Raw genomic sequence first — 18244 nt, 5'->3', positions numbered from 1 at the left:
AAGATGACGACTAAACGCAAACCCTATGTGCGGCCAATGACGTCCACCTGGTGGAAAAAGCTGCCATTTTATCGCTTTTACATGCTGCGCGAAGGTACAGCGGTTCCGGCAGTCTGGTTCAGTATTGAACTGATTTTCGGTCTGTTTGCTCTCAAGCATGGTGCTGAATCCTGGATGGGCTTTGTCGGCTTTTTGCAAAACCCGGTAGTGGTGATCCTCAATCTGGTTGTTCTGGCAGCAGCGCTGTTGCATACCAAAACCTGGTTTGAACTGGCACCGAAAGCTGCCAACATCATCGTAAAAGACGAAAAAATGGGGCCAGAGCCGATCATCAAAGGTCTCTGGGTAGTTACTGCGGTTGCGACCGTAGTCATTCTGTATGTTGCCCTGTACTGGTAAGGAGTCCGGGATGATTAATCCAAATCCAAAACGCTCTGACGAACCCGTATTTTGGGGCCTGTTCGGTGCAGGTGGTATGTGGGGCGCAATCATTGCGCCGGTAGTGGTTCTGCTGGTTGGCATTATGCTGCCGCTGGGGCTTTTCCCGGGCGATGCGCTGAGCTATGAGCGCGTGCTGGCATTTGCCCAGAGCTTCATCGGACGGGCATTTCTGTTCCTGATGATCGTTCTGCCGCTGTGGTGCGGTTTACACCGTATGCACCATGCCATGCATGACCTGAAAATCCACGTGCCAGCTGGCAAGTGGGTATTCTACGGTCTGGCTGCAATCCTGACGGTAGTAACAGCGATCGGTATTCTGACTATCTAATCGCATGCGTGACTTATCAGGCCCGCCACTGGCGGGCCTTTTTATTTGTGCACAACACCGGTTAACCAACGGGAAAACTCGCACATGGCAGGCGTCTCCGGGCGGGATTGTAAACGCGTTATCCAGTAACTCCCCAGATCAATCTGCGTTGAAAACGGCTGTACTATACGTTCACTGTTCAGCAAATGAGTGAACATTCTTACGGGGGCAATAGCAACGCCCATCCCTGCCTGCGCCGCTTCCAGCATCGTGACAGACGAATCAAACACTATCACGTTATGCGTTGGTGAAGGGGGAAGTTCCCCCGCAGCCTGCATCCAAAGGGCCCATTCATCACGGCGGTAAGATCGTAATAGCGGAAATTTCAGGACATCCGTAGGGACCTGAATCTGAGATGCCAATGCAGGTGAGCAAAGCGGAGACATCGGGGCACTACATAAGTATTGCGCATCAGTATCGTGCCAGGCACCACCACCGTAGCGAATAGTGTAATCCAGTCCCTCAGCGGCAGGATCCACGCGATTATTGTGGGTGGAAAGATGCAAATCAATATGCGGGCAACTCCGCTTAAAATCGGCCAGTAAAGGAAAAAGGCAACCAACCGCAAAGGTACCCACCACACCAATCTTAAGCTTTTCCTGGATCTGATTGCGGGCAAAACGGTCCAGCGTCCCCGCAATACGATCAAAAGAGTCATTAAGTACAGGTAACAGACTTTCACCTTCTGTTGTCAGCATCAACCCCCGTGAAACTCGAACAAAAAGCTGACAATTTAGTTGTTTCTCCAGCGCTTTCACATGCTGGCTGATGGCGGAATGCGTAACGTTCAGCTCAATCGCTGCGCGGGTAAAACTGAGATGTCTGGCGGCCGCTTCAAAAGCCCGCAGCGAATTAAGTGGGATATAGCTACGCATGGTCATTGTTCCCGTTAGAAAAACTTATATCTGCTGCTAAATTTAACCGTTTGTCAACACAGTACAAATCAAACAAACTGAGCGCGTCTGATGGGCCCGGACACCCTTTCGCTTTTTATTACGGAAATAATTTCATGATGAAAAAATCGTTATGCTGTGTGCTGCTACTGACAGCATCTTTCTCAACGCTTGCCGCCTCGAAAACAGAACAACAGATTACCGATATCGTTAATCGCACCATCACACCACTGATGAAAGAACAAGCGATTCCGGGTATGGCCGTGGCAATCATCTACCAGGGAAAACCGTATTATTTTACCTGGGGTAAAGCTGATATTGCCAATAATCGCCCTGTTACACAGCAAACGCTGTTTGAACTCGGATCGGTCAGTAAAACCTTCAATGGTGTGCTGGGTGGCGACGCTATCGCTCGCGGTGAAATCAAACTTAACGATCCAGTCACCCGATACTGGCCCGAACTGACAGGCAAACAGTGGCAGGGTATCAGCTTGCTGCACCTGGCCACTTACACAGCAGGTGGCCTGCCGCTTCAAATACCCGACGAAGTGACTGATAAAGCCGCATTGCTGCACTTCTATCAAAACTGGCAGCCACAATGGGCTCCGGGAGCTAAGCGTCTCTACGCCAACTCCAGTATTGGCCTGTTTGGTGCACTGGCTGTAAAACCTTCGGGAATGGGTTATGAAGAGGCGATGACCAACCGCATCCTACAACCATTAAAACTAAAGCATACCTGGATTACTGTTCCTCAGAGTGAGCAAAAGGATTACGCATGGGGCTATCGCGAAGGCAAGCCCGTGCATGTTTCTCCGGGTCAACTTGATGCCGAAGCGTATGGTGTAAAATCCAGTATTATGGATATGGCTCGCTGGGTTCAGGTCAATATGGACGCCAGCCACGTGCAGGAGAAAACCCTCCAACAGGGCATCGAGCTTGCGCAGTCACGTTACTGGCGTATTGGTGAGATGTACCAGGGATTAGGCTGGGAGATGCTGAACTGGCCAGTGAAAGCCGACATAGTTATCAACGGCAGCGACAGCAAAATCGCTTTGGCTGCGCTTCCGGCCGTTGAGGTAAACCCACCCGCACCTGTAGTAAAAGCCTCGTGGGTACATAAAACGGGTTCGACTGGCGGATTTGGTAGCTATGTTGCCTTCATCCCGGAAAAAAATCTTGGCATCGTGATGCTGGCAAACAAAAGTTATCCTAACCCTGCCCGCGTAGATGCGGCCTGGCGCATCCTCGAAAAACTGCAATAACTGAGTTTGAGGTCCGAATCTTCGGGCCTCCTTTCTTCCTCTACTTTTCCTGCCGTCATCTACACTTAACAAAAAATACAGCAAGGAAAATCCCATGCGCATTCTGCCTGTCGTTGCTTCAGTCGCGGCTGCATTTCTGGTTGTTGCTTGCAGTACCCCCACTCCGCCAAAAGGCGTTACCGTTGTGAACAACTTTGATGCCAAACGTTATCTCGGAACCTGGTATGAAATCGCGCGCTTCGACCATCGTTTTGAGCGAGGGCTGGATAAAGTCACCGCGACCTACAGTTTGCGTGATGATGGTGGTATCAACGTGATCAACAAAGGCTACAACGCAGACCGGGGTATGTGGCAAAAAACGGAAGGTAAAGCTTATTTTACCGGGGAACCTTCACGTGCCGCACTCAAAGTCTCATTCTTCGGCCCGTTTTACGGAGGGTATAACGTAATTGCTCTCGACAGAGAGTATCGGCATGCGCTGGTCTGTGGTCCGGATCGCGACTACCTGTGGATCCTTTCGCGTACCCCTACTATTTCAGATGAGATGAAACAGCAGATGCTGGCAATCGCAACCCGAGAAGGGTTCGATGTGAATAAACTGATTTGGGTAAAACAGCCTGGCGCTTAATGGGTGCTGAGCTTCAGACCAACAATTCCGGCAACAATCAACCCAAGACTCAACAAACGCGCCGGGCTGGCGGATTCACCGAGTAACAGAATACCGGTAATAGCAGCCCCCACCGCACCAATACCGGTCCAGACGGCATAGGCCGTCCCAACCGGCAGTGTTCTCATCGCCCACGAAAGCATGGCGATACTGACGATCATTGCCACCACGGTAATGATGCTCGGCGTCAGGCGGGTAAAACTATGGGTATACTTCAAGCCAATCGCCCATACAACTTCGAGCAGTCCAGCAATGAGTAAAATGATCCAGGACATATAAGGCTCCAGAACAATGGGGCCGTCCCCGGTGAAAGAAGCGTTTGCAGGCCGTCCTGCAAAGCAGAAGTATGAAAAGGCATTTTTGCCCGAGAGAAAATGAATTTCAACCTTTTTATTAACTGCCTACTTAAAGCAAGAATTAAGCACAATTAGCAGCGTAGTTCCCGCATTTGGCTCACATTGGATTTCTCTATGATGAAGGGCTTTCTGAATTCAGGAAGCCGTGTGCCCCTCTTCTGAATGCGAAAAGTTTATGCTTAAAATTTTAGTGATTGACCGATGCCACTACACCCGCACAGGGTTAGAGGCCTTGCTCAATCATTCTGGGATGTTCAACTCTTCATTTCTGGTGTCAGGAATTAATAATCTCCTGCTGGCAAAAGAGCATATTTTGCAGTGGAAGCCACATCTGGTGATCGCCGATTTATACAGTTTTCTCAGCGATGCTCATTCCAGTCCGCCGATAGCACCTTTTTTTATGAGTTGTGGCATGATCCCCCTGATCCTGCTGCGACCAGGAGATCGAGAGCACATACCCGCCCACAACCCTCAATATTCAGACCACTCGGTATTATCCAAACGCGCCACGCTGGCCGAATTGTCAGACAACATTCAGGATGCATTACATGTTCGCCCCACGTTAGAGACAGCAAAAAACGTTACACCATTGCTTACGCCGCAGGAGGAAAAAGTATTATCGATGTGGATGGATGGCGTGGGTAACAATGAGATAGCAGCAGCACTTTGTATTCATGGCAAGACGGTCTACACCTATAAACGCAATATCCGAATGAAACTGCATTTGGGAAACCGTTTCTCACCGTTTCTGTCACTGCCGGAGAAAATGAATTAACGGTACGACACAACGTCGTACCGTTCATGGTTATTGCTGGGCTTTGGTCGCTGCACCAGAAATGGCACTACCACCTTCAGAAATATCCTGCCCTACGCCTCGCGTGGTATTACACGCGGTTAATACAGAAGAAAGTACCAACACAGAAAAGATCGCAGCAATTGTCTTTTTAACCATAACGTCTTCCTTTTCTAGCCAATATTGTTTGTGTATAGCTACTTAATGATAGACAAGATCCGAAAGGTTGACGGATAAACGGGCGTTTTTAAGACAATATGAGAAGATCAGCTAGCGGCGTGAGAGATTGAATTACCAAGGTGTTTGATATCTTCACCGAAGCCACGCGCAGTGTTACAGCCCGTCAGGAGAGTACTGGTGAAAAGGATGAACATTACAAGACCGAGAAGACGTTTCATCATTCCTGCCCTGGAAAAAGTATGGCGCAGCAATCTGCGCCATAGATCAAATAGGATGTATTACTTAACGCGGGAAACGTATTCGCCTGAACGCGTATCCACTTTGATCACTTCGCCGATCTGTACGAACAGCGGAACTTTAACTACAGCACCAGTGGACAGAGTAGCCGGTTTGCCACCAGTACCTGCGGTGTCGCCTTTCAGACCTGGATCAGTTTCGATGATTTCCAGCTCAACGAAGTTCGGCGGGGTCACAGAGATAGGCTGACCATTCCACAGGGTCACGATGCACTCAGCCTGATCCAGCAACCATTTAGCGCTGTCACCTACCGCTTTCGCGTCAGCTGCAAGCTGTTCGAAAGTAGAGTTGTTCATGAAATGGTAGAATTCACCATCGTTGTACAGGTAAGTCAGGTTCATATCTACAACGTCTGCGCCTTCAGCGGAGTCAGTAGATTTGAAAGTTTTCTCTACACGAGTACCGGTCAGCAGGCGGCGCAGCTTAACGCGCGCGAAAGCCTGGCCTTTACCCGGTTTAACGAATTCACTGGCTTCAACCGCATAAGGTTCGCCGTCCATCATGATTTTAAGACCGGCACGAAAATCGTTGCTATAGTAAGTCGCCATAAGGCCCTCTGAAAATTGTTAACTGGTAGCTAAGCCACAAAATGGCGCATATTGTAACCCTAAACACCCCATCCAGAGAAGATTGGTTAGTACAACTTGCCGATGTTCTCACCGATCCGGATGAACTATTACGTCTTTTGAATATAGACGCAGATGAAAACTTGCTCGCAGGTCGCGAGGCAAAACGTCTTTTTGCTCTACGCGTACCGCGATCGTTTATCGCTCGTATGGAGAAAGGTAACCCCAACGATCCCCTGCTGCGTCAGGTACTCACCTCACAGGATGAATTCGTCGCCGCACCTGGATTCTCTACTGACCCGCTGGATGAACAACACAGCGTCGTGCCAGGATTGCTGCATAAATACCGCAATCGGGCGTTACTGCTGGTAAAAGGCGGCTGCGCGGTAAACTGCCGCTACTGTTTCCGTCGCCATTTCCCTTATGCCGATAATCAAGGGAATAAGCGTAACTGGCAGGTCGCATTAGATTACATCGCCAGCCACCCGGAACTCGATGAAATTATCTTTTCTGGTGGCGATCCGCTAATGGCCAAGGATCATGAACTGGACTGGTTGCTAACGCAACTGGAAGCCATTTCGCATATAAAACGTCTGCGTATTCACAGCCGTCTGCCGATTGTTATCCCGGCACGTATCACGGAAAAGCTGGCAACCCGGTTCGAACAATCACGTCTGCAAGTTCTGCTGGTAAATCATATTAACCACGCTAACGAAATCGATGAAGAATTTCGCCAGGCGATGACCCGATTGCGCAAAGCGAACGTCACGCTGCTCAACCAAAGCGTATTGTTGCGTGGTGTAAATGATAACGCGCAAACGCTGGCCGATCTCAGCAATGCACTGTTTGATGCGGGAGTGATGCCTTATTACCTGCACGTACTGGATAAGGTACAGGGAGCTGCCCACTTTATAGTCAGTGACGATGAAGCGCGGCAAATCATGCGCGAACTGTTGACGCTGGTGTCAGGTTATATGGTGCCCAAACTGGCACGCGAAATTGGCGGGGAGCCAAGCAAGACACCGCTGGATTTGCAATTACGACAAAACTGATAATACCCGTCGAGGCTTCGCTTATCAGGCCTACGGTCACTTGCACCTGTAGGCCTGATAAGACGCTTTAGCGTCGCCATCCGGCAACGCCAGCGTTTATCAGTTAGGGCACTTATAAACCTGACCAATCATCTCACTGGCAGTCGGGACAAAACTGGATAGCATCCCTTGCGATGGGCTGCTGACACCATAAATCACGTTACCGCCCATTGCCGCAGCCTGGTTACGCAGGTCATTTGCCGCACCGCGCATAGAGCCACCTTCTTCGCCATGCTGACCAGAAAGCCAGTTGCTTTGTTTACCGGTCGCAGTACCAACCAGTTGACACTCTGCGCCTGGCTTCTCTTCGACAAAGCGTACGCTTTGTCCGGCTGAACTCAGTTCGTTGCTGGAGCTACAACCCGCCATCAGTAGCGCGGCACCAACGATCCCTGCTAAATATTTCACGTGCATGTTATTCCCCATAATCAATGAGCTGGACCTTTTGTCCGTAGCTGAATCATATACTAAAAAGATGACCAAAAGAAAAACCCCCGGACATTTCTGTCTGGGGGTTTTTCATTTATGGGAGATGAACACCCAAATCATTCTGGTTGCAGCAAGGCGGCAAGTTTGTTTATCCCCGGGAGCTTACTAGAGTAAGCAACAGGGGTTAGCAAACGCAGCCAACACATCTGCAACCTGAAGGATGCAGGGTGTGGGCAATTACATCATGCCGCCCATTCCACCCATGCCGCCCATTCCACCAGCAGCACCTAAGTCAGGCGCATCGCCTTTCGGCAGGTCGGTAACCATGCACTCGGTGGTGATCATCAGACCCGCAACAGAAGCCGCGTACTGCAGAGCAGAACGGGTTACTTTGGTCGGATCCAGAATACCCATGTCGATCATGTTGCCGTATTCTTCAGTTGCAGCGTTGTAACCGTAGTTACCGTCGCCTGCTTTCACAGTGTTAGCCACAACAGACGGCTCTTCACCGCAGTTCAGAACGATCTGACGCAGCGGAGCTTCCATTGCGCGCAGCGCAACTTTGATACCCACGTTCTGGTCTTCGTTCTGGCCACGCAGTTCGCTCAGTTTGGACGCTACGCGAATCAGCGCTACGCCACCACCAGCAACAACACCTTCTTCTACCGCAGCACGGGTAGCGTGCAGGGCATCTTCAACGCGTGCTTTCTTCTCTTTCATTTCAACTTCGGTAGCAGCACCTACTTTGATAACTGCAACACCGCCTGCCAGTTTCGCTACGCGCTCCTGCAGTTTTTCACGGTCGTAGTCGGAAGTTGCTTCTTCGATCTGCTGGCGAATCTGAGTCACACGACCCTGGATTGCCGCTTCTTCACCCACGCCATCAATGATGGTGGTGGTGTCTTTGTTGATCACAACGCGTTTTGCCTGGCCCAGGTCTTCCAGGGTCGCTTTTTCCAGTTCCATACCGATCTCTTCAGAGATAACGGTACCACCAGTCAGAGTAGCGATATCCTGCAGCATCGCTTTACGGCGATCGCCGAAGCCAGGAGCTTTAACTGCAGCCACTTTCACGATACCACGCATGGTGTTCACAACCAGCGTAGCCAATGCTTCGCCTTCAACATCTTCAGCGATGATCAGCAGCGGTTTGCCAGCTTTAGCAACGGCTTCCAGAACCGGCAGCATTTCGCGGATGTTGGAGATTTTCTTATCAGCCAGCAGGATGAACGGGCTTTCCAGCTCTACAGCACCTGTTTCCGGCTTGTTGATGAAGTAAGGGGACAGGTAGCCGCGGTCAAACTGCATACCTTCAACCACGTCCAGTTCGTCCTGCAGACCGGTACCGTCTTCAACGGTGATCACGCCTTCTTTACCGACTTTATCCATCGCTTCTGCGATCAGCTTACCTACGGTTTCGTCGGAGTTAGCGGAAATAGTACCAACCTGAGCAATAGCTTTAGAGTCGGAGCACGGTACGGACAGTGCTTTCAGCTCTTCAACCGCAGCAGCAACAGCTTTGTCGATACCACGTTTCAGATCCATCGGGTTCATACCCGCAGCAACAGCTTTCAGGCCTTCAGTGATGATAGACTGAGCCAGAACGGTCGCGGTGGTGGTACCGTCGCCTGCAGCGTCGTTCGCTTTAGAGGCAACTTCTTTCACCATCTGTGCGCCCATGTTTTCGAACTTGTCTTCCAGCTCGATTTCACGTGCTACAGAAACACCATCTTTAGTAATGGTTGGTGCACCGAAAGATTTATCCAGAACTACGTTACGACCTTTCGGGCCGAGGGTAACTTTCACTGCGTCTGCCAGTACGTTTACGCCGCGCAGCATTTTCACACGAGCGTCGTTACCGAATTTTACGTCTTTAGCTGCCATTTTCTCTTTCCCTTAAATTCGTATGTTCAGTGTCGTTCGCGGATTAAGCTTCAACAATCGCCAGAATGTCGCTTTCAGACATGATCAACACTTCTTCATTGTCGATCTTCTCAGATTTAACACCGTAGCCATCGTTGAAAATTACGATATCGCCGACTTTTACGTCCAGCGGCTGTACAGTACCGTTGTCCAGGATGCGACCCTTACCGACAGCGATGATTTCGCCACGAGTTGATTTACCCGCTGCAGAACCGGTCAGTACGATGCCGCCAGCAGATTTGGATTCAACTTCTTTACGTTTGACGATCACACGATCATGTAACGGACGAATACTCATTGATAGCTCTCCTTTGAGAAAGTCTTTATCAGTTATGGGTGACGCCGGCCCGTAAACGGTTTCCCGGCTAGTGCCCAGAGAGATGGGGATGAGAATTTGTGCCTTCAAGGGGGCAAGCGAAAAAAAATTTATATCAGGATAAAATCCCGTCAAAACACCGACGCACCTCACATTTCATAACGATTTCTGCCATCTCGTCATAAGCAAATCCGATTGTGATAACATCGAAAAACTGCGTAGTTGCCTGACTTTCAGGCATAACCGGACAATAACTAATTATGAGTGGACTGAAACAAGAACTGGGGCTGGCTCAGGGTATCGGCTTGTTATCGACATCATTACTCGGTACGGGCGTATTTGCCGTTCCCGCACTGGCCGCGTTAGTCGCTGGCAATAACAGCCTGTGGGCATGGCCAGTTCTCATCGTTTTAGTCTTTCCCATCGCCATTGTCTTTGCCGTACTCGGTCGCCATTTCCCCAGCGCGGGTGGTGTGGCGCATTTCGTCGGAATGGCTTTTGGCCCACGTCTGGAACGCGTCACCGGCTGGCTATTTTTATCGGTTATTCCCGTTGGCCTCCCTGCTGCACTCCATATTGCTGCCGGATTCGGTCAGGCGATGTTTGGCTGGCATGGTTGGCAACTGTTGCTGGCAGAACTCGGTACGTTGGTCCTGGTGTGGTACATCGGTTCACGCGGTGCCAGCTCCAGCGCTAACCTGCAAACGGTGATTGCCGGGCTGATTGTTGCTCTTATTGTCGCTATCTGGTGGGCTGGAGAGCTAAGGCCGGGCGAAATCCCCTTCCCTTCTGTCAGTCACATTGAACTTCCCGGATTGTTCGCGGCGCTGTCGGTAATGTTCTGGTGTTTTGTCGGCCTTGAAGCGTTTGCACACCTGGCGTCCGAATTCAAAAACCCCGAGAGAGATTTCCCGCGCGCGCTGATGACAGGCCTGCTGCTGGCCGGTACCGTTTACTGGGCGTGTACGGTGGTAGTACTCCATTTCGGTGCTTACGGTGAGCAGATGGCTGCGGCGGCTTCACTGCCCGAAATTGTCGTGCAGCTGTTTGGCGTGCAAGCGCTGTGGATAGCCTGTGTCATTGGTTATCTGGCCTGTTTTGCCAGCCTGAATATTTATATTCAGAGTTTCGCCAGACTGGTGTGGTCACAAGCACAATATAAACCGGACCACTATCTGGCTCGCCTGTCCCCTCGTCATCTTCCGCGCAATGCGCTGAACGCAGTGTTGGGCTGCTGCGTGGTCAGTACATTGTGCATTTATGTGCTGCAAATCAATCTCGACGCATTAATCGTCTACGCTAACGGCATCTTTATTATGATCTATCTACTGTGCATGCTGGCAGGATGTCGATTACTGAAAGGACACTATCGCGCTTTAGCGGTTATTGGTTGTCTGCTGTGCCTGCTGTTGCTGGCTATGGTCGGTTGGAAGAGTATGTATGCGTTGATTATGCTGGCAGCACTGTGGCTGTTTTTACCCAAGCGGAAGCAGGCTGAGGCCCGGTAAGCTTAGCGCTACCGGGCGATCATTTCAGAGAGTTAATCCCGACGATCATCGTCTTTATGGTCAAGGCGGTTGCGATCGTCGTCTTTGCGTTGAAATTCCCCGTCAAACGTCTCACCACCGCCGGTTCCGGCGCCAAAAGCGCCACCAGGCATACGAGAAAAACGCAGGTGCGGCAGGAGCTTCATGGTCAGATGCTTCTGTACAGGAGGTAATAAAAGAAGAAGACCAAGGAAGTCGGTGAAGAAGCCAGGAAGCACCAGCAGCAAGCCAGCAATAATCAGCGACACGCTTTTAATCATTTCTGCAGCGGGGCTTTCACCTGCCGCCATCTTTTGCTGCATCAGCAGAAAATTCTTGAACCCTTGGTTGCGTACCAGCGACATCCCGATGACCGAAGTGAAGATAACCAGGAGCAGGGTCATCAGAACGCCTAACACATGGGCGACCTGGATAAAGATAGAAATCTCAATGTAAACATAAAGAAAGATGGCAAGTAATGGTATCCAGCGCAAAGGACTCTCCTGTAAATAACAGCCGTTTTCGCAACGCCTGTCTGAATGGTTGTGCGACTCGCATTAGTCAGATGTTGAGGTCGTTAGCAAAATTTCAAGCTGTTTGTACACTTATATTTGGTATTAATCCTAAAGGGGTGATCTATTTCACATAATAATAAATAAGGGGTAAATTCCACACTTTAAGTGATCCAGATTACGGTAGAAATCCTGAAGCAGCATATGATCTCGGGTATCAGACCGATGCAGGGGATAATCGTCGGTCGAGAAACAATCGAAATCACATATATCCTGTGTGTTTAGTAAAATCATTGGCAGCTTGAAAAAGAAGGTTCACATGTTAAACAACATTCGTATCGAAGAAGATTTGTTGGGTACCAGGGAAGTTCCAGCGGACGCCTACTACGGTGTTCATACTCTGAGAGCGATTGAAAACTTCTACATTAGCAATAACAAAATCAGTGATATTCCTGAATTTGTTCGCGGTATGGTAATGGTTAAAAAGGCAGCGGCCCTGGCCAACAAAGAGCTGCAAACCATTCCTAAGAGTGTGGCAAATGCCATTATCGCGGCGTGTGATGAAGTCCTGAATAACGGAAAATGCATGGATCAGTTCCCGGTAGACGTTTACCAGGGCGGTGCGGGTACCTCCGTCAACATGAATACCAACGAAGTGCTGGCCAATATCGGTCTGGAACTGATGGGTCACCAGAAAGGTGAATATCAGTACCTGAACCCGAACGACCACGTGAACAAATGTCAGTCCACCAACGACGCTTATCCGACCGGTTTCCGTATCGCTGTTTACGCATCTATCATCAAACTGATTGATGCTCTGAACCAGTTGCGCGAAGGCTTCGAACAAAAAGCCGTTGAATTCCAGGACATCCTGAAAATGGGCCGTACCCAGTTGCAGGATGCTGTACCGATGACCCTCGGTCAGGAATTCCGTGCTTTCAGCGTACTGCTGAAAGAAGAAGTGAAAAACATTGGTCGTACCGCAGAGCTGCTGCTGGAAGTTAACCTCGGCGCAACAGCAATCGGTACTGGTCTGAACACACCGAAAGAGTACTCTCCGCTGGCAGTGCAAAAACTGGCTGAAGTTACTGGTTTTGCCTGCGTTCCGGCTGAAGACCTGATTGAAGCAACCTCCGACTGCGGCGCATACGTTATGGTGCATAGTGCACTGAAACGTCTGGCTGTGAAGATGTCCAAAATCTGTAACGACCTGCGTTTGCTCTCCTCTGGCCCACGTGCTGGTCTGAACGAGATCAACCTGCCGGAACTGCAGGCTGGCTCTTCCATCATGCCGGCAAAAGTGAACCCGGTTGTTCCGGAAGTCGTAAACCAGGTATGCTTTAAAGTCATCGGTAACGATGTCACCGTCACCATGGCGTCTGAAGCAGGTCAGCTGCAGCTGAACGTAATGGAACCGGTAATCGGCCAGGCAATGTTCGAATCTATCCATATTCTGAGCAACGCTTGCTACAACCTGCTGGAAAAATGCGTTAGCGGCATCACCGCTAACAAAGAAGTGTGTGAAGCATTCGTATACAACTCCATCGGTATCGTCACCTACCTCAACCCGTTCATCGGTCACCACAACGGCGACATCGTCGGTAAAATTTGTGCCGAAACAGGTAAGAGCGTACGTGAAGTTGTCCTGGAGCGCGGCCTGTTGACCGAAGCAGAACTGGACGATATCTTCTCTGCACAAAACCTGATGCACCCTGCTTATAAAGCAAAACGTTATACTGATGAAAGCGAACAGTAATCGTGTAGGGTAGTACCAGAGAAGGCACGTCATGATGACGTGCCTTTTTTCTTACTCGAAGTTACTTAAAAACAACAATTTAATATCAACTTGTTAAACAACAAGGAAGGCTAATATGATAGTTTTAGAACTTATCATCGTTTTGCTGGCAATCTTTTTGGGTGCCAGACTTGGGGGTATCGGTATTGGATTCGCAGGTGGGCTGGGTGTTCTGGTTCTCGCCGCTATCGGCGTAAAACCGGGTACAATTCCGTTCGACGTTATTTCCATTATCATGGCGGTTATCGCAGCCATTTCAGCCATGCAGATTGCCGGTGGTCTGGACTATCTGGTTCATCAGACTGAAAAACTGCTGCGCAAAAACCCGAAATACATCACGATCCTTGCTCCTATCGTGACCTATTTCCTGACTATCTTTGCTGGTACAGGCAACATCTCTCTGGCAACGCTGCCGGTTATCGCTGAAGTGGCGAAGGAACAAGGGATCAAACCTTGCCGTCCTCTGTCTACTGCGGTGGTTTCTGCACAGATTGCGATTACCGCATCACCTATCTCCGCAGCCGTGGTTTATATGTCTTCCGTAATGGAAGGTCATGGAATCAGCTACATCCACCTGCTGTCTGTGGTCATTCCATCCACCCTGCTGGCGGTTCTGGTGATGTCTTTCCTGATCACCGCACTGTTCAACTCCAAACTGTCTGACGACCCGGTTTACCGTAAACGTCTGGAAGAAGGTTTGGTCGAACTGCGCGGCGAAAGACAAGTTGAAATCAAAGCAGGTGCGAAGACCTCCGTATGGTTGTTCCTGCTGGGTGTAGTTTGCGTAGTCGTTTATGCCATCGTCAACAGCCCAAGCCTCGGCCTGGTCGCTAAACCGCTGATGAACACCACTAACGCAATCCTGATCATCATGCTGAGCGTCGCGACGCTGACCACGATTATCTGCCGCGTTGAAACTGACGCCATCCTGAACTCCAGTACCTTCAAAGCCGGTATGAGCGCCTGTATTTGTATCCTGGGTGTGGCATGGCTGGGTGATACCTTCGTATCTCACAACATCGACTGGATCAAAGATACTGCAGGTAGCGTGATTCAGGGTCATCCGTGGCTGCTGGCCGTCATCTTCTTCTTTGCTTCTGCACTGCTGTACTCTCAGGCAGCAACGGCTAAAGCACTGATGCCGATGGCTCTGGCACTGAACGTTTCTCCGCTGACGGCTGTAGCATCTTTCGCCGCCGTTTCTGGCCTGTTCATTCTGCCAACTTACCCAACGCTGGTTGCTGCGGTTCAGATGGATGACACCGGTACAACCCGCATCGGTAAATTCGTCTTTAACCATCCGTTCTTCATCCCTGGTACTCTGGGTGTGGTTCTGGCGGTTTGCTTCGGCTTCTTGCTGGGCAGCTTCATGCTTTAAGTTTTACCTGCAGGGCGTGCAAGCGCCCTGCAGTTCTTTCCCCTCACCTCGCTTTAACTAACATCCTTCCCTCGTCCGTTGTATAGTGACCCTTCTCTTGCTGGTTACTCTGTTCTTTCGAGGTGTTTATGCTTGATGTAAAGAGTCAGGATATCCCCATCCCCGATACCGTTGTGGTGCTCTGCACCGCCCCGGACGAAGCAACAGCCCAGGATCTGGCCGCTAAAGTGCTGGCTGAAAAACTGGCCGCCTGCGTAACACTTCTGCCTGGCGCGACCTCCCTCTATTATTGGGAAGGCAAGCTTGAGCAGGAATATGAAGTCCAGATGATTTTAAAAACCGCAGTAACGCATCAGCAAGCCCTTCTCGATTGCCTGAAGTCTCATCACCCGTACCAAACCCCTGAGCTTCTGGTTTTACCCGTCACTCATGGAGACTTTGATTACCGCTCATGGCTCAACGCATCCTTACGCTGATCCTGCTGCTGTGCAGCACATCCACCTTTGCCGGATTATTCGACTCGCCTGGCCGCTCGCAGTTCGTCCCTGCCGATCGGGCATTTGTTTTTGATTTCCAGCAAAACCAACACGACCTGAACCTCTCCTGGCAGGTCAAGGACGGCTACTATCTCTATCGTAAACAGGTAAGCATTACGCCATCTCAGGCCAGTATTGCCGAAGTAAAACTACCGCCAGGTATTTGGCATGAAGATGAGTTTTACGGCAAGAGTGAAATTTACCGCCAGCAGTTGAACATTCCGGTTACGGTAAATCAGGCCACATCTGGCGCTACAATCACGGTCACTTATCAGGGTTGTGCCGACGCCGGATTTTGCTATCCGCCGGAGACCAAAACCATACCGTTAAGCGAAGTTGTCGCTCTTACAGATACAACACCAGTCACGGTATTGCCGGAAGAAAAATCACAGCCAGAGCCAGAGACCGAGCTTCCCTTTTCCGCCCTGTGGGCATTGTTGATCGGAATTGGCATCGCCTTTACGCCTTGCGTACTACCGATGTATCCGCTGATATCCGGCATAGTACTGGGTGGGAAGCAACGCTTATCAACCGGGAGAGCGCTGCTGCTGACCTTCATCTACGTGCAGGGAATGGCGCTCACCTACACCGCGCTGGGTCTGGTCGTTGCAGCGGCAGGCCTACAGTTCCAGGCTGCACTACAGCATCCTTATGTACTGATTGGCCTTGCCGTCATCTTTACACTGCTGGCTCTGTCGATGTTTGGTCTGTTCACGCTGCAGCTACCTTCTTCACTGCAAACGCGGCTCACGCTGATGAGCAATCGCCAGCAAGGCGGCTCTCCCGGAAGCGTGCTTGCGATGGGAGCGATTGCAGGGCTGATCTGTTCTCCTTGCACCACCGCACCACTGAGCGCAATTTTGCTTTACATCGCCCAGAGCGGAAACATGTGGCTGGGAGGCGGCACGTTGTACCTGTATGCACTGGGGATGGGGTTACCCCTGATGCTAATTACCGTATTTGGTAACCGACTTCTGCCCAAAAGCGGCCCATGGATGGAACATGTTAAAACAGCCTTTGGGTTTGTCATCCTTGCGCTCCCCATATTTTTGCTTGAACGCATTACCGGCGACGAGTGGGGAATACGCTTATGGTCACTGCTGGGCGTCGCATTCTTTGGCTGGGCATTTATCACCAGTCTACAGGCGAAGCGTACGTGGATGCGTATCGTCCAAATTATTCTGTTAGCTGGCGCTCTGGTGAGCGTGCGTCCGTTACAGGACTGGACGTTTGGTGCTCCACATGCGCAAACTCAGACACATTTGAACTTCACTAAAGTAGCATCGGTGGAGGAATTAAATCAGGCTCTGGAGCAAGCTAAAGGTCGCCCGGTCATGTTGGATCTGTACGCCGACTGGTGCGTTGCCTGTAAAGAATTTGAGAAGTACACCTTCAGTAATCCGCAGGTTCAACAAGCCTTAGGCAATACGGTACTGTTGCAAGCAGATGTCACAGCAAACAGTGCGCAGGATATCGCTCTGCTAAAACATCTACAGGTATTAGGATTGCCAACGATCTTGTTTTTTGATGCGCAGGGTAAAGAACATCCGGACGCCCGCGTTACCGGCTTTATGGATGCCGCAACCTTCAGTGCGCATTTGCACAATCACCAACCGTGAGCAACACTTGCAAAAGGAAAACGGAGGAGAATACCGTGCAACGTGAAGATGTCCTGGGAGAAGCCCTGAAATTACTTGAGGTTCAAGGTATAGCCAATACCACGCTGGAAATGGTGGCTGAACACATTGATTATCCCCTTGATGAGCTACAGCGTTTTTGGCCCGATAAAGAAGCCATTTTGTATGACGCGCTACGTTACCTCAGTCAACGAGTGGATATCTGGCGACGTCAGCTTCTGCTGGATGATACCCTGAGTGCTGAGCAGAAACTCCTGGCACGCTACAACGCCCTTGCCGAATGCGTGAGCAACAATCGCTATCCAGGCTGCCTGTTCATTGCTGCCTGTACGTTTTACCCCGACCCAGAGCATCCTATCCATCAGTTAGCTGGACAGCAAAAAAAAGCGGCACATGACTTTACCCACGAACTGCTGACTATGCTGGAAGTTGACGACCCGGCGATGGTTGCCAGGCAGATGGAGCTGGTGCTGGAAGGCTGTCTCAGCCGCATGCTGGTCAATCGTAGCCATGCGGACGTGGAAACGGCACACCGCCTGGCTGAAGATATCCTGCGCTTCGCCCAATGCCGTCAGGGTGGTGCGCTGACTTAAGCGTGCATTCCTGTCCACGATGAAATAAACGGGTATTGCGCATTGGGAAAAAAGTGCAGACACGGTTTAAATCGCATCAGACCGGTGGATTTGTGCAAACTTCAGGCAAAAACGCACAGATTGCCGTAATATTAAGCGGTTGAACAGCTTTTCCTGAAATTTGATTGACTGGCAGACGTGAATACGGTTTAATGCGCCCCGTTGCCCGGATAGCTCAGTCGGTAGAGCAGGGGATTGAAAATCCCCGTGTCCTTGGTTCGATTCCGAGTCCGGGCACCACTATTTAAAGAACCCAGCCTATGGCTGGGTTTTTGCTTTTCAGCATATCCCTGATATTTATCCGTCATCAACACGCCATGCTTCCCCCTTCAACCAGCGCAACTAACGCGCAAACTTAGCCGATACAGTTACCGTACAACATGATAAGCAGCTGTAGAGATCTATAAAAACAAGTGTAACTGTCCCTGTACAGCAATACGGGTACATACATGACGGGTATCAGAAAGATATGTGTATTTACGCGCACTGATATCTGTCTGTAGGGTAGTACGGTAGAGGAAAAGAGACGGCTTTATCGATCCCGTCGGGATAAAGAGGGGCAAAACAGTGCCGGACGGCAGTATTTCCTGCAGTCCGCAGACGCAAAAAAGCCCATCCGGCAGGATGGGCTTCTTCACTGGTTTGAT

21 protein-coding genes and 1 tRNA gene are annotated in these 18244 nt (G+C 50.4%); 13 read left to right on the top strand and 9 right to left on the bottom strand.

The window, feature by feature from the left end; genetic code table 11:
- Positions 1-3: 3 nt before the first annotated feature.
- Positions 4-399 (top strand): fumarate reductase subunit FrdC, encoded by a 396-nt coding sequence (frdC, locus tag OGY01_RS16735; protein WP_045438890.1) that lies wholly within the window; start codon positions 4-6, stop codon positions 397-399.
- Between the two features lie 10 nt (positions 400-409).
- Positions 410-769 (top strand): fumarate reductase subunit FrdD, encoded by a 360-nt coding sequence (gene frdD, locus OGY01_RS16730; protein WP_045438887.1) that lies wholly within the window; start codon positions 410-412, stop codon positions 767-769.
- 41 nt (positions 770-810) lie between these two features.
- Here the strand turns inward: frdD and ampR are convergent, their stop codons facing one another.
- Positions 811-1683, bottom strand: a complete 873-nt coding sequence (gene ampR, locus OGY01_RS16725) for a LysR family transcriptional regulator AmpR (protein ID WP_404842350.1) — start codon at positions 1681-1683, stop codon at positions 811-813.
- A gap of 134 nt (positions 1684-1817) precedes the next feature.
- Here ampR and blaCMY point away from each other — a divergent pair, with 134 nt between their 5' ends.
- Together blaCMY and OGY01_RS16715 are read left to right on the top strand one after the other, a co-directional pair.
- Positions 1818-2963, top strand: coding sequence for a CMY-2 family class C beta-lactamase (blaCMY, locus tag OGY01_RS16720; RefSeq protein ID WP_045438880.1), 1146 nt, complete (start codon positions 1818-1820; stop codon positions 2961-2963).
- 94 nt (positions 2964-3057) lie between these two features.
- Entirely contained in the window at positions 3058-3591 is a 534-nt protein-coding gene (locus tag OGY01_RS16715; RefSeq protein WP_286493409.1) for a lipocalin family protein, read from the top strand.
- Here OGY01_RS16715 and sugE read toward each other — a convergent pair.
- The gene (gene sugE / locus OGY01_RS16710) at positions 3588-3905 is read right to left on the bottom strand and encodes a quaternary ammonium compound efflux SMR transporter SugE (RefSeq protein ID WP_045438872.1); all 318 of its coding nucleotides are present in this window, start codon (positions 3903-3905) and stop codon (positions 3588-3590) included. The two genes, OGY01_RS16715 and sugE, sit on opposite strands and share 4 nt — an antisense overlap.
- Before the next feature lie 256 nt (positions 3906-4161).
- Between sugE and OGY01_RS16705 the strand changes: the two genes are divergently transcribed.
- Complete coding sequence (locus OGY01_RS16705) at positions 4162-4761, top strand: helix-turn-helix transcriptional regulator (RefSeq protein ID WP_286493408.1); 600 nt, start codon at positions 4162-4164, stop codon at positions 4759-4761.
- A gap of 30 nt (positions 4762-4791) precedes the next feature.
- On the opposite strand, the gene ecnB is transcribed toward OGY01_RS16705, so the two are convergent.
- From ecnB to efp, 3 genes are all read right to left on the bottom strand, one after another.
- Positions 4792-4938, bottom strand: coding sequence for a lipoprotein toxin entericidin B (gene ecnB / locus OGY01_RS16700; RefSeq protein ID WP_003025482.1), 147 nt, complete (start codon positions 4936-4938; stop codon positions 4792-4794).
- Between the two features lie 107 nt (positions 4939-5045).
- On the bottom strand, positions 5046-5180 hold the full coding sequence (ecnA, locus tag OGY01_RS16695; protein WP_045438864.1) for a lipoprotein antitoxin entericidin A: 135 nt from the start codon (positions 5178-5180) through the stop codon (positions 5046-5048).
- A gap of 57 nt (positions 5181-5237) precedes the next feature.
- Positions 5238-5804 (bottom strand): elongation factor P, encoded by a 567-nt coding sequence (gene efp, locus OGY01_RS16690; protein WP_005120972.1) that lies wholly within the window; start codon positions 5802-5804, stop codon positions 5238-5240.
- Between the two features lie 41 nt (positions 5805-5845).
- Here efp and epmB point away from each other — a divergent pair, with 41 nt between their 5' ends.
- Entirely contained in the window at positions 5846-6874 is a 1029-nt protein-coding gene (epmB, locus tag OGY01_RS16685) for an EF-P beta-lysylation protein EpmB (RefSeq protein WP_286493406.1), read from the top strand.
- 99 nt (positions 6875-6973) lie between these two features.
- Here the strand turns inward: epmB and OGY01_RS16680 are convergent, their stop codons facing one another.
- The 3 genes from OGY01_RS16680 to OGY01_RS16670 form a co-directional block, all read right to left on the bottom strand.
- A complete protein-coding gene (locus OGY01_RS16680) occupies positions 6974-7327 on the bottom strand; it encodes a DUF4156 domain-containing protein (RefSeq protein WP_045438856.1) in 354 nt (117 codons plus the stop codon).
- A gap of 252 nt (positions 7328-7579) precedes the next feature.
- A complete protein-coding gene (groL, locus tag OGY01_RS16675) occupies positions 7580-9226 on the bottom strand; it encodes a chaperonin GroEL (RefSeq protein WP_045438854.1) in 1647 nt (548 codons plus the stop codon).
- A 43-nt stretch (positions 9227-9269) separates the two neighbouring features.
- Positions 9270-9563 carry a co-chaperone GroES gene (locus OGY01_RS16670; RefSeq protein ID WP_000027827.1) on the bottom strand — a complete coding sequence of 98 codons (294 nt, stop codon included), beginning with the start codon at positions 9561-9563 and terminating at the stop codon, positions 9270-9272.
- A 278-nt stretch (positions 9564-9841) separates the two neighbouring features.
- On the opposite strand from OGY01_RS16670, the gene yjeH reads away from it, so the two are divergent.
- Positions 9842-11089, top strand: a complete 1248-nt coding sequence (gene yjeH / locus OGY01_RS16665; RefSeq protein ID WP_200013317.1) for an L-methionine/branched-chain amino acid transporter — start codon at positions 9842-9844, stop codon at positions 11087-11089.
- Between the two features lie 32 nt (positions 11090-11121).
- On the opposite strand, the gene OGY01_RS16660 is transcribed toward yjeH, so the two are convergent.
- Complete coding sequence (locus OGY01_RS16660) at positions 11122-11601, bottom strand: FxsA family protein (RefSeq protein ID WP_286493405.1); 480 nt, start codon at positions 11599-11601, stop codon at positions 11122-11124.
- 337 nt (positions 11602-11938) lie between these two features.
- On the opposite strand from OGY01_RS16660, the gene aspA reads away from it, so the two are divergent.
- The 6 genes from aspA (at position 11939) to OGY01_RS16630 (ending at position 17837) form a co-directional block, all read left to right on the top strand.
- The gene (gene aspA, locus OGY01_RS16655) at positions 11939-13375 is read left to right on the top strand and encodes an aspartate ammonia-lyase (protein ID WP_040232935.1); all 1437 of its coding nucleotides are present in this window, start codon (positions 11939-11941) and stop codon (positions 13373-13375) included.
- Positions 13376-13490: 115 nt separating this feature from the next.
- On the top strand, positions 13491-14792 hold the full coding sequence (locus tag OGY01_RS16650) for an anaerobic C4-dicarboxylate transporter (RefSeq protein ID WP_045438837.1): 1302 nt from the start codon (positions 13491-13493) through the stop codon (positions 14790-14792).
- Positions 14793-14920: 128 nt separating this feature from the next.
- Positions 14921-15268 (top strand): divalent cation tolerance protein CutA, encoded by a 348-nt coding sequence (cutA, locus tag OGY01_RS16645; RefSeq protein WP_045438833.1) that lies wholly within the window; start codon positions 14921-14923, stop codon positions 15266-15268.
- A complete protein-coding gene (locus tag OGY01_RS16640) occupies positions 15244-16947 on the top strand; it encodes a protein-disulfide reductase DsbD (protein ID WP_286493404.1) in 1704 nt (567 codons plus the stop codon). Before cutA ends, OGY01_RS16640 begins: the two co-directional genes overlap by 25 nt.
- Before the next feature lie 35 nt (positions 16948-16982).
- Positions 16983-17558, top strand: coding sequence for a transcriptional regulator (locus OGY01_RS16635; protein ID WP_048222352.1), 576 nt, complete (start codon positions 16983-16985; stop codon positions 17556-17558).
- A 203-nt stretch (positions 17559-17761) separates the two neighbouring features.
- Positions 17762-17837: transfer RNA gene (locus OGY01_RS16630), tRNA-Phe, on the top strand.
- Positions 17838-18244 lie beyond the last annotated feature (407 nt).

Origin of the sequence: Citrobacter sp. Cm038 (assembly GCF_030333105.1) — a bacterium.
Lineage (GTDB): Bacteria > Pseudomonadota > Gammaproteobacteria > Enterobacterales > Enterobacteriaceae > Citrobacter > Citrobacter murliniae.
Note: the sequence above shows the minus strand (reverse complement) of the source record. Positions and strands in the feature narration are given on the sequence as shown.

Excerpts from the sequence above, each read along its gene's own strand:
- ecnA (WP_045438864.1), bottom strand. The coding sequence starts at position 5,180 with ATGATGAAACGTCTTCTCGGTCTTGTAATGTTCATCCTTTTCACCAGT.
- OGY01_RS16670 (WP_000027827.1), bottom strand. The coding sequence starts at position 9,563 with ATGAGTATTCGTCCGTTACATGATCGTGTGATCGTCAAACGTAAAGAA.
- groL (WP_045438854.1), bottom strand. The coding sequence starts at position 9,226 with ATGGCAGCTAAAGACGTAAAATTCGGTAACGACGCTCGTGTGAAAATG.
- cutA (WP_045438833.1), top strand. The coding sequence starts at position 14,921 with ATGCTTGATGTAAAGAGTCAGGATATCCCCATCCCCGATACCGTTGTG.
- frdD (WP_045438887.1), top strand. The coding sequence starts at position 410 with ATGATTAATCCAAATCCAAAACGCTCTGACGAACCCGTATTTTGGGGC.
- aspA (WP_040232935.1), top strand. The coding sequence starts at position 11,939 with ATGTTAAACAACATTCGTATCGAAGAAGATTTGTTGGGTACCAGGGAA.
- frdC (WP_045438890.1), top strand. The coding sequence starts at position 4 with ATGACGACTAAACGCAAACCCTATGTGCGGCCAATGACGTCCACCTGG.
- OGY01_RS16705 (WP_286493408.1), top strand. The coding sequence starts at position 4,162 with ATGCTTAAAATTTTAGTGATTGACCGATGCCACTACACCCGCACAGGG.
- sugE (WP_045438872.1), bottom strand. The coding sequence starts at position 3,905 with ATGTCCTGGATCATTTTACTCATTGCTGGACTGCTCGAAGTTGTATGG.
- blaCMY (WP_045438880.1), top strand. The coding sequence starts at position 1,818 with ATGATGAAAAAATCGTTATGCTGTGTGCTGCTACTGACAGCATCTTTC.
- ampR (WP_404842350.1), bottom strand. The coding sequence starts at position 1,683 with ATGCGTAGCTATATCCCACTTAATTCGCTGCGGGCTTTTGAAGCGGCC.
- OGY01_RS16650 (WP_045438837.1), top strand. The coding sequence starts at position 13,491 with ATGATAGTTTTAGAACTTATCATCGTTTTGCTGGCAATCTTTTTGGGT.
- epmB (WP_286493406.1), top strand. The coding sequence starts at position 5,846 with ATGGCGCATATTGTAACCCTAAACACCCCATCCAGAGAAGATTGGTTA.
- ecnB (WP_003025482.1), bottom strand. The coding sequence starts at position 4,938 with ATGGTTAAAAAGACAATTGCTGCGATCTTTTCTGTGTTGGTACTTTCT.
- OGY01_RS16680 (WP_045438856.1), bottom strand. The coding sequence starts at position 7,327 with ATGCACGTGAAATATTTAGCAGGGATCGTTGGTGCCGCGCTACTGATG.
- efp (WP_005120972.1), bottom strand. The coding sequence starts at position 5,804 with ATGGCGACTTACTATAGCAACGATTTTCGTGCCGGTCTTAAAATCATG.
- OGY01_RS16715 (WP_286493409.1), top strand. The coding sequence starts at position 3,058 with ATGCGCATTCTGCCTGTCGTTGCTTCAGTCGCGGCTGCATTTCTGGTT.
- OGY01_RS16640 (WP_286493404.1), top strand. The coding sequence starts at position 15,244 with ATGGCTCAACGCATCCTTACGCTGATCCTGCTGCTGTGCAGCACATCC.
- yjeH (WP_200013317.1), top strand. The coding sequence starts at position 9,842 with ATGAGTGGACTGAAACAAGAACTGGGGCTGGCTCAGGGTATCGGCTTG.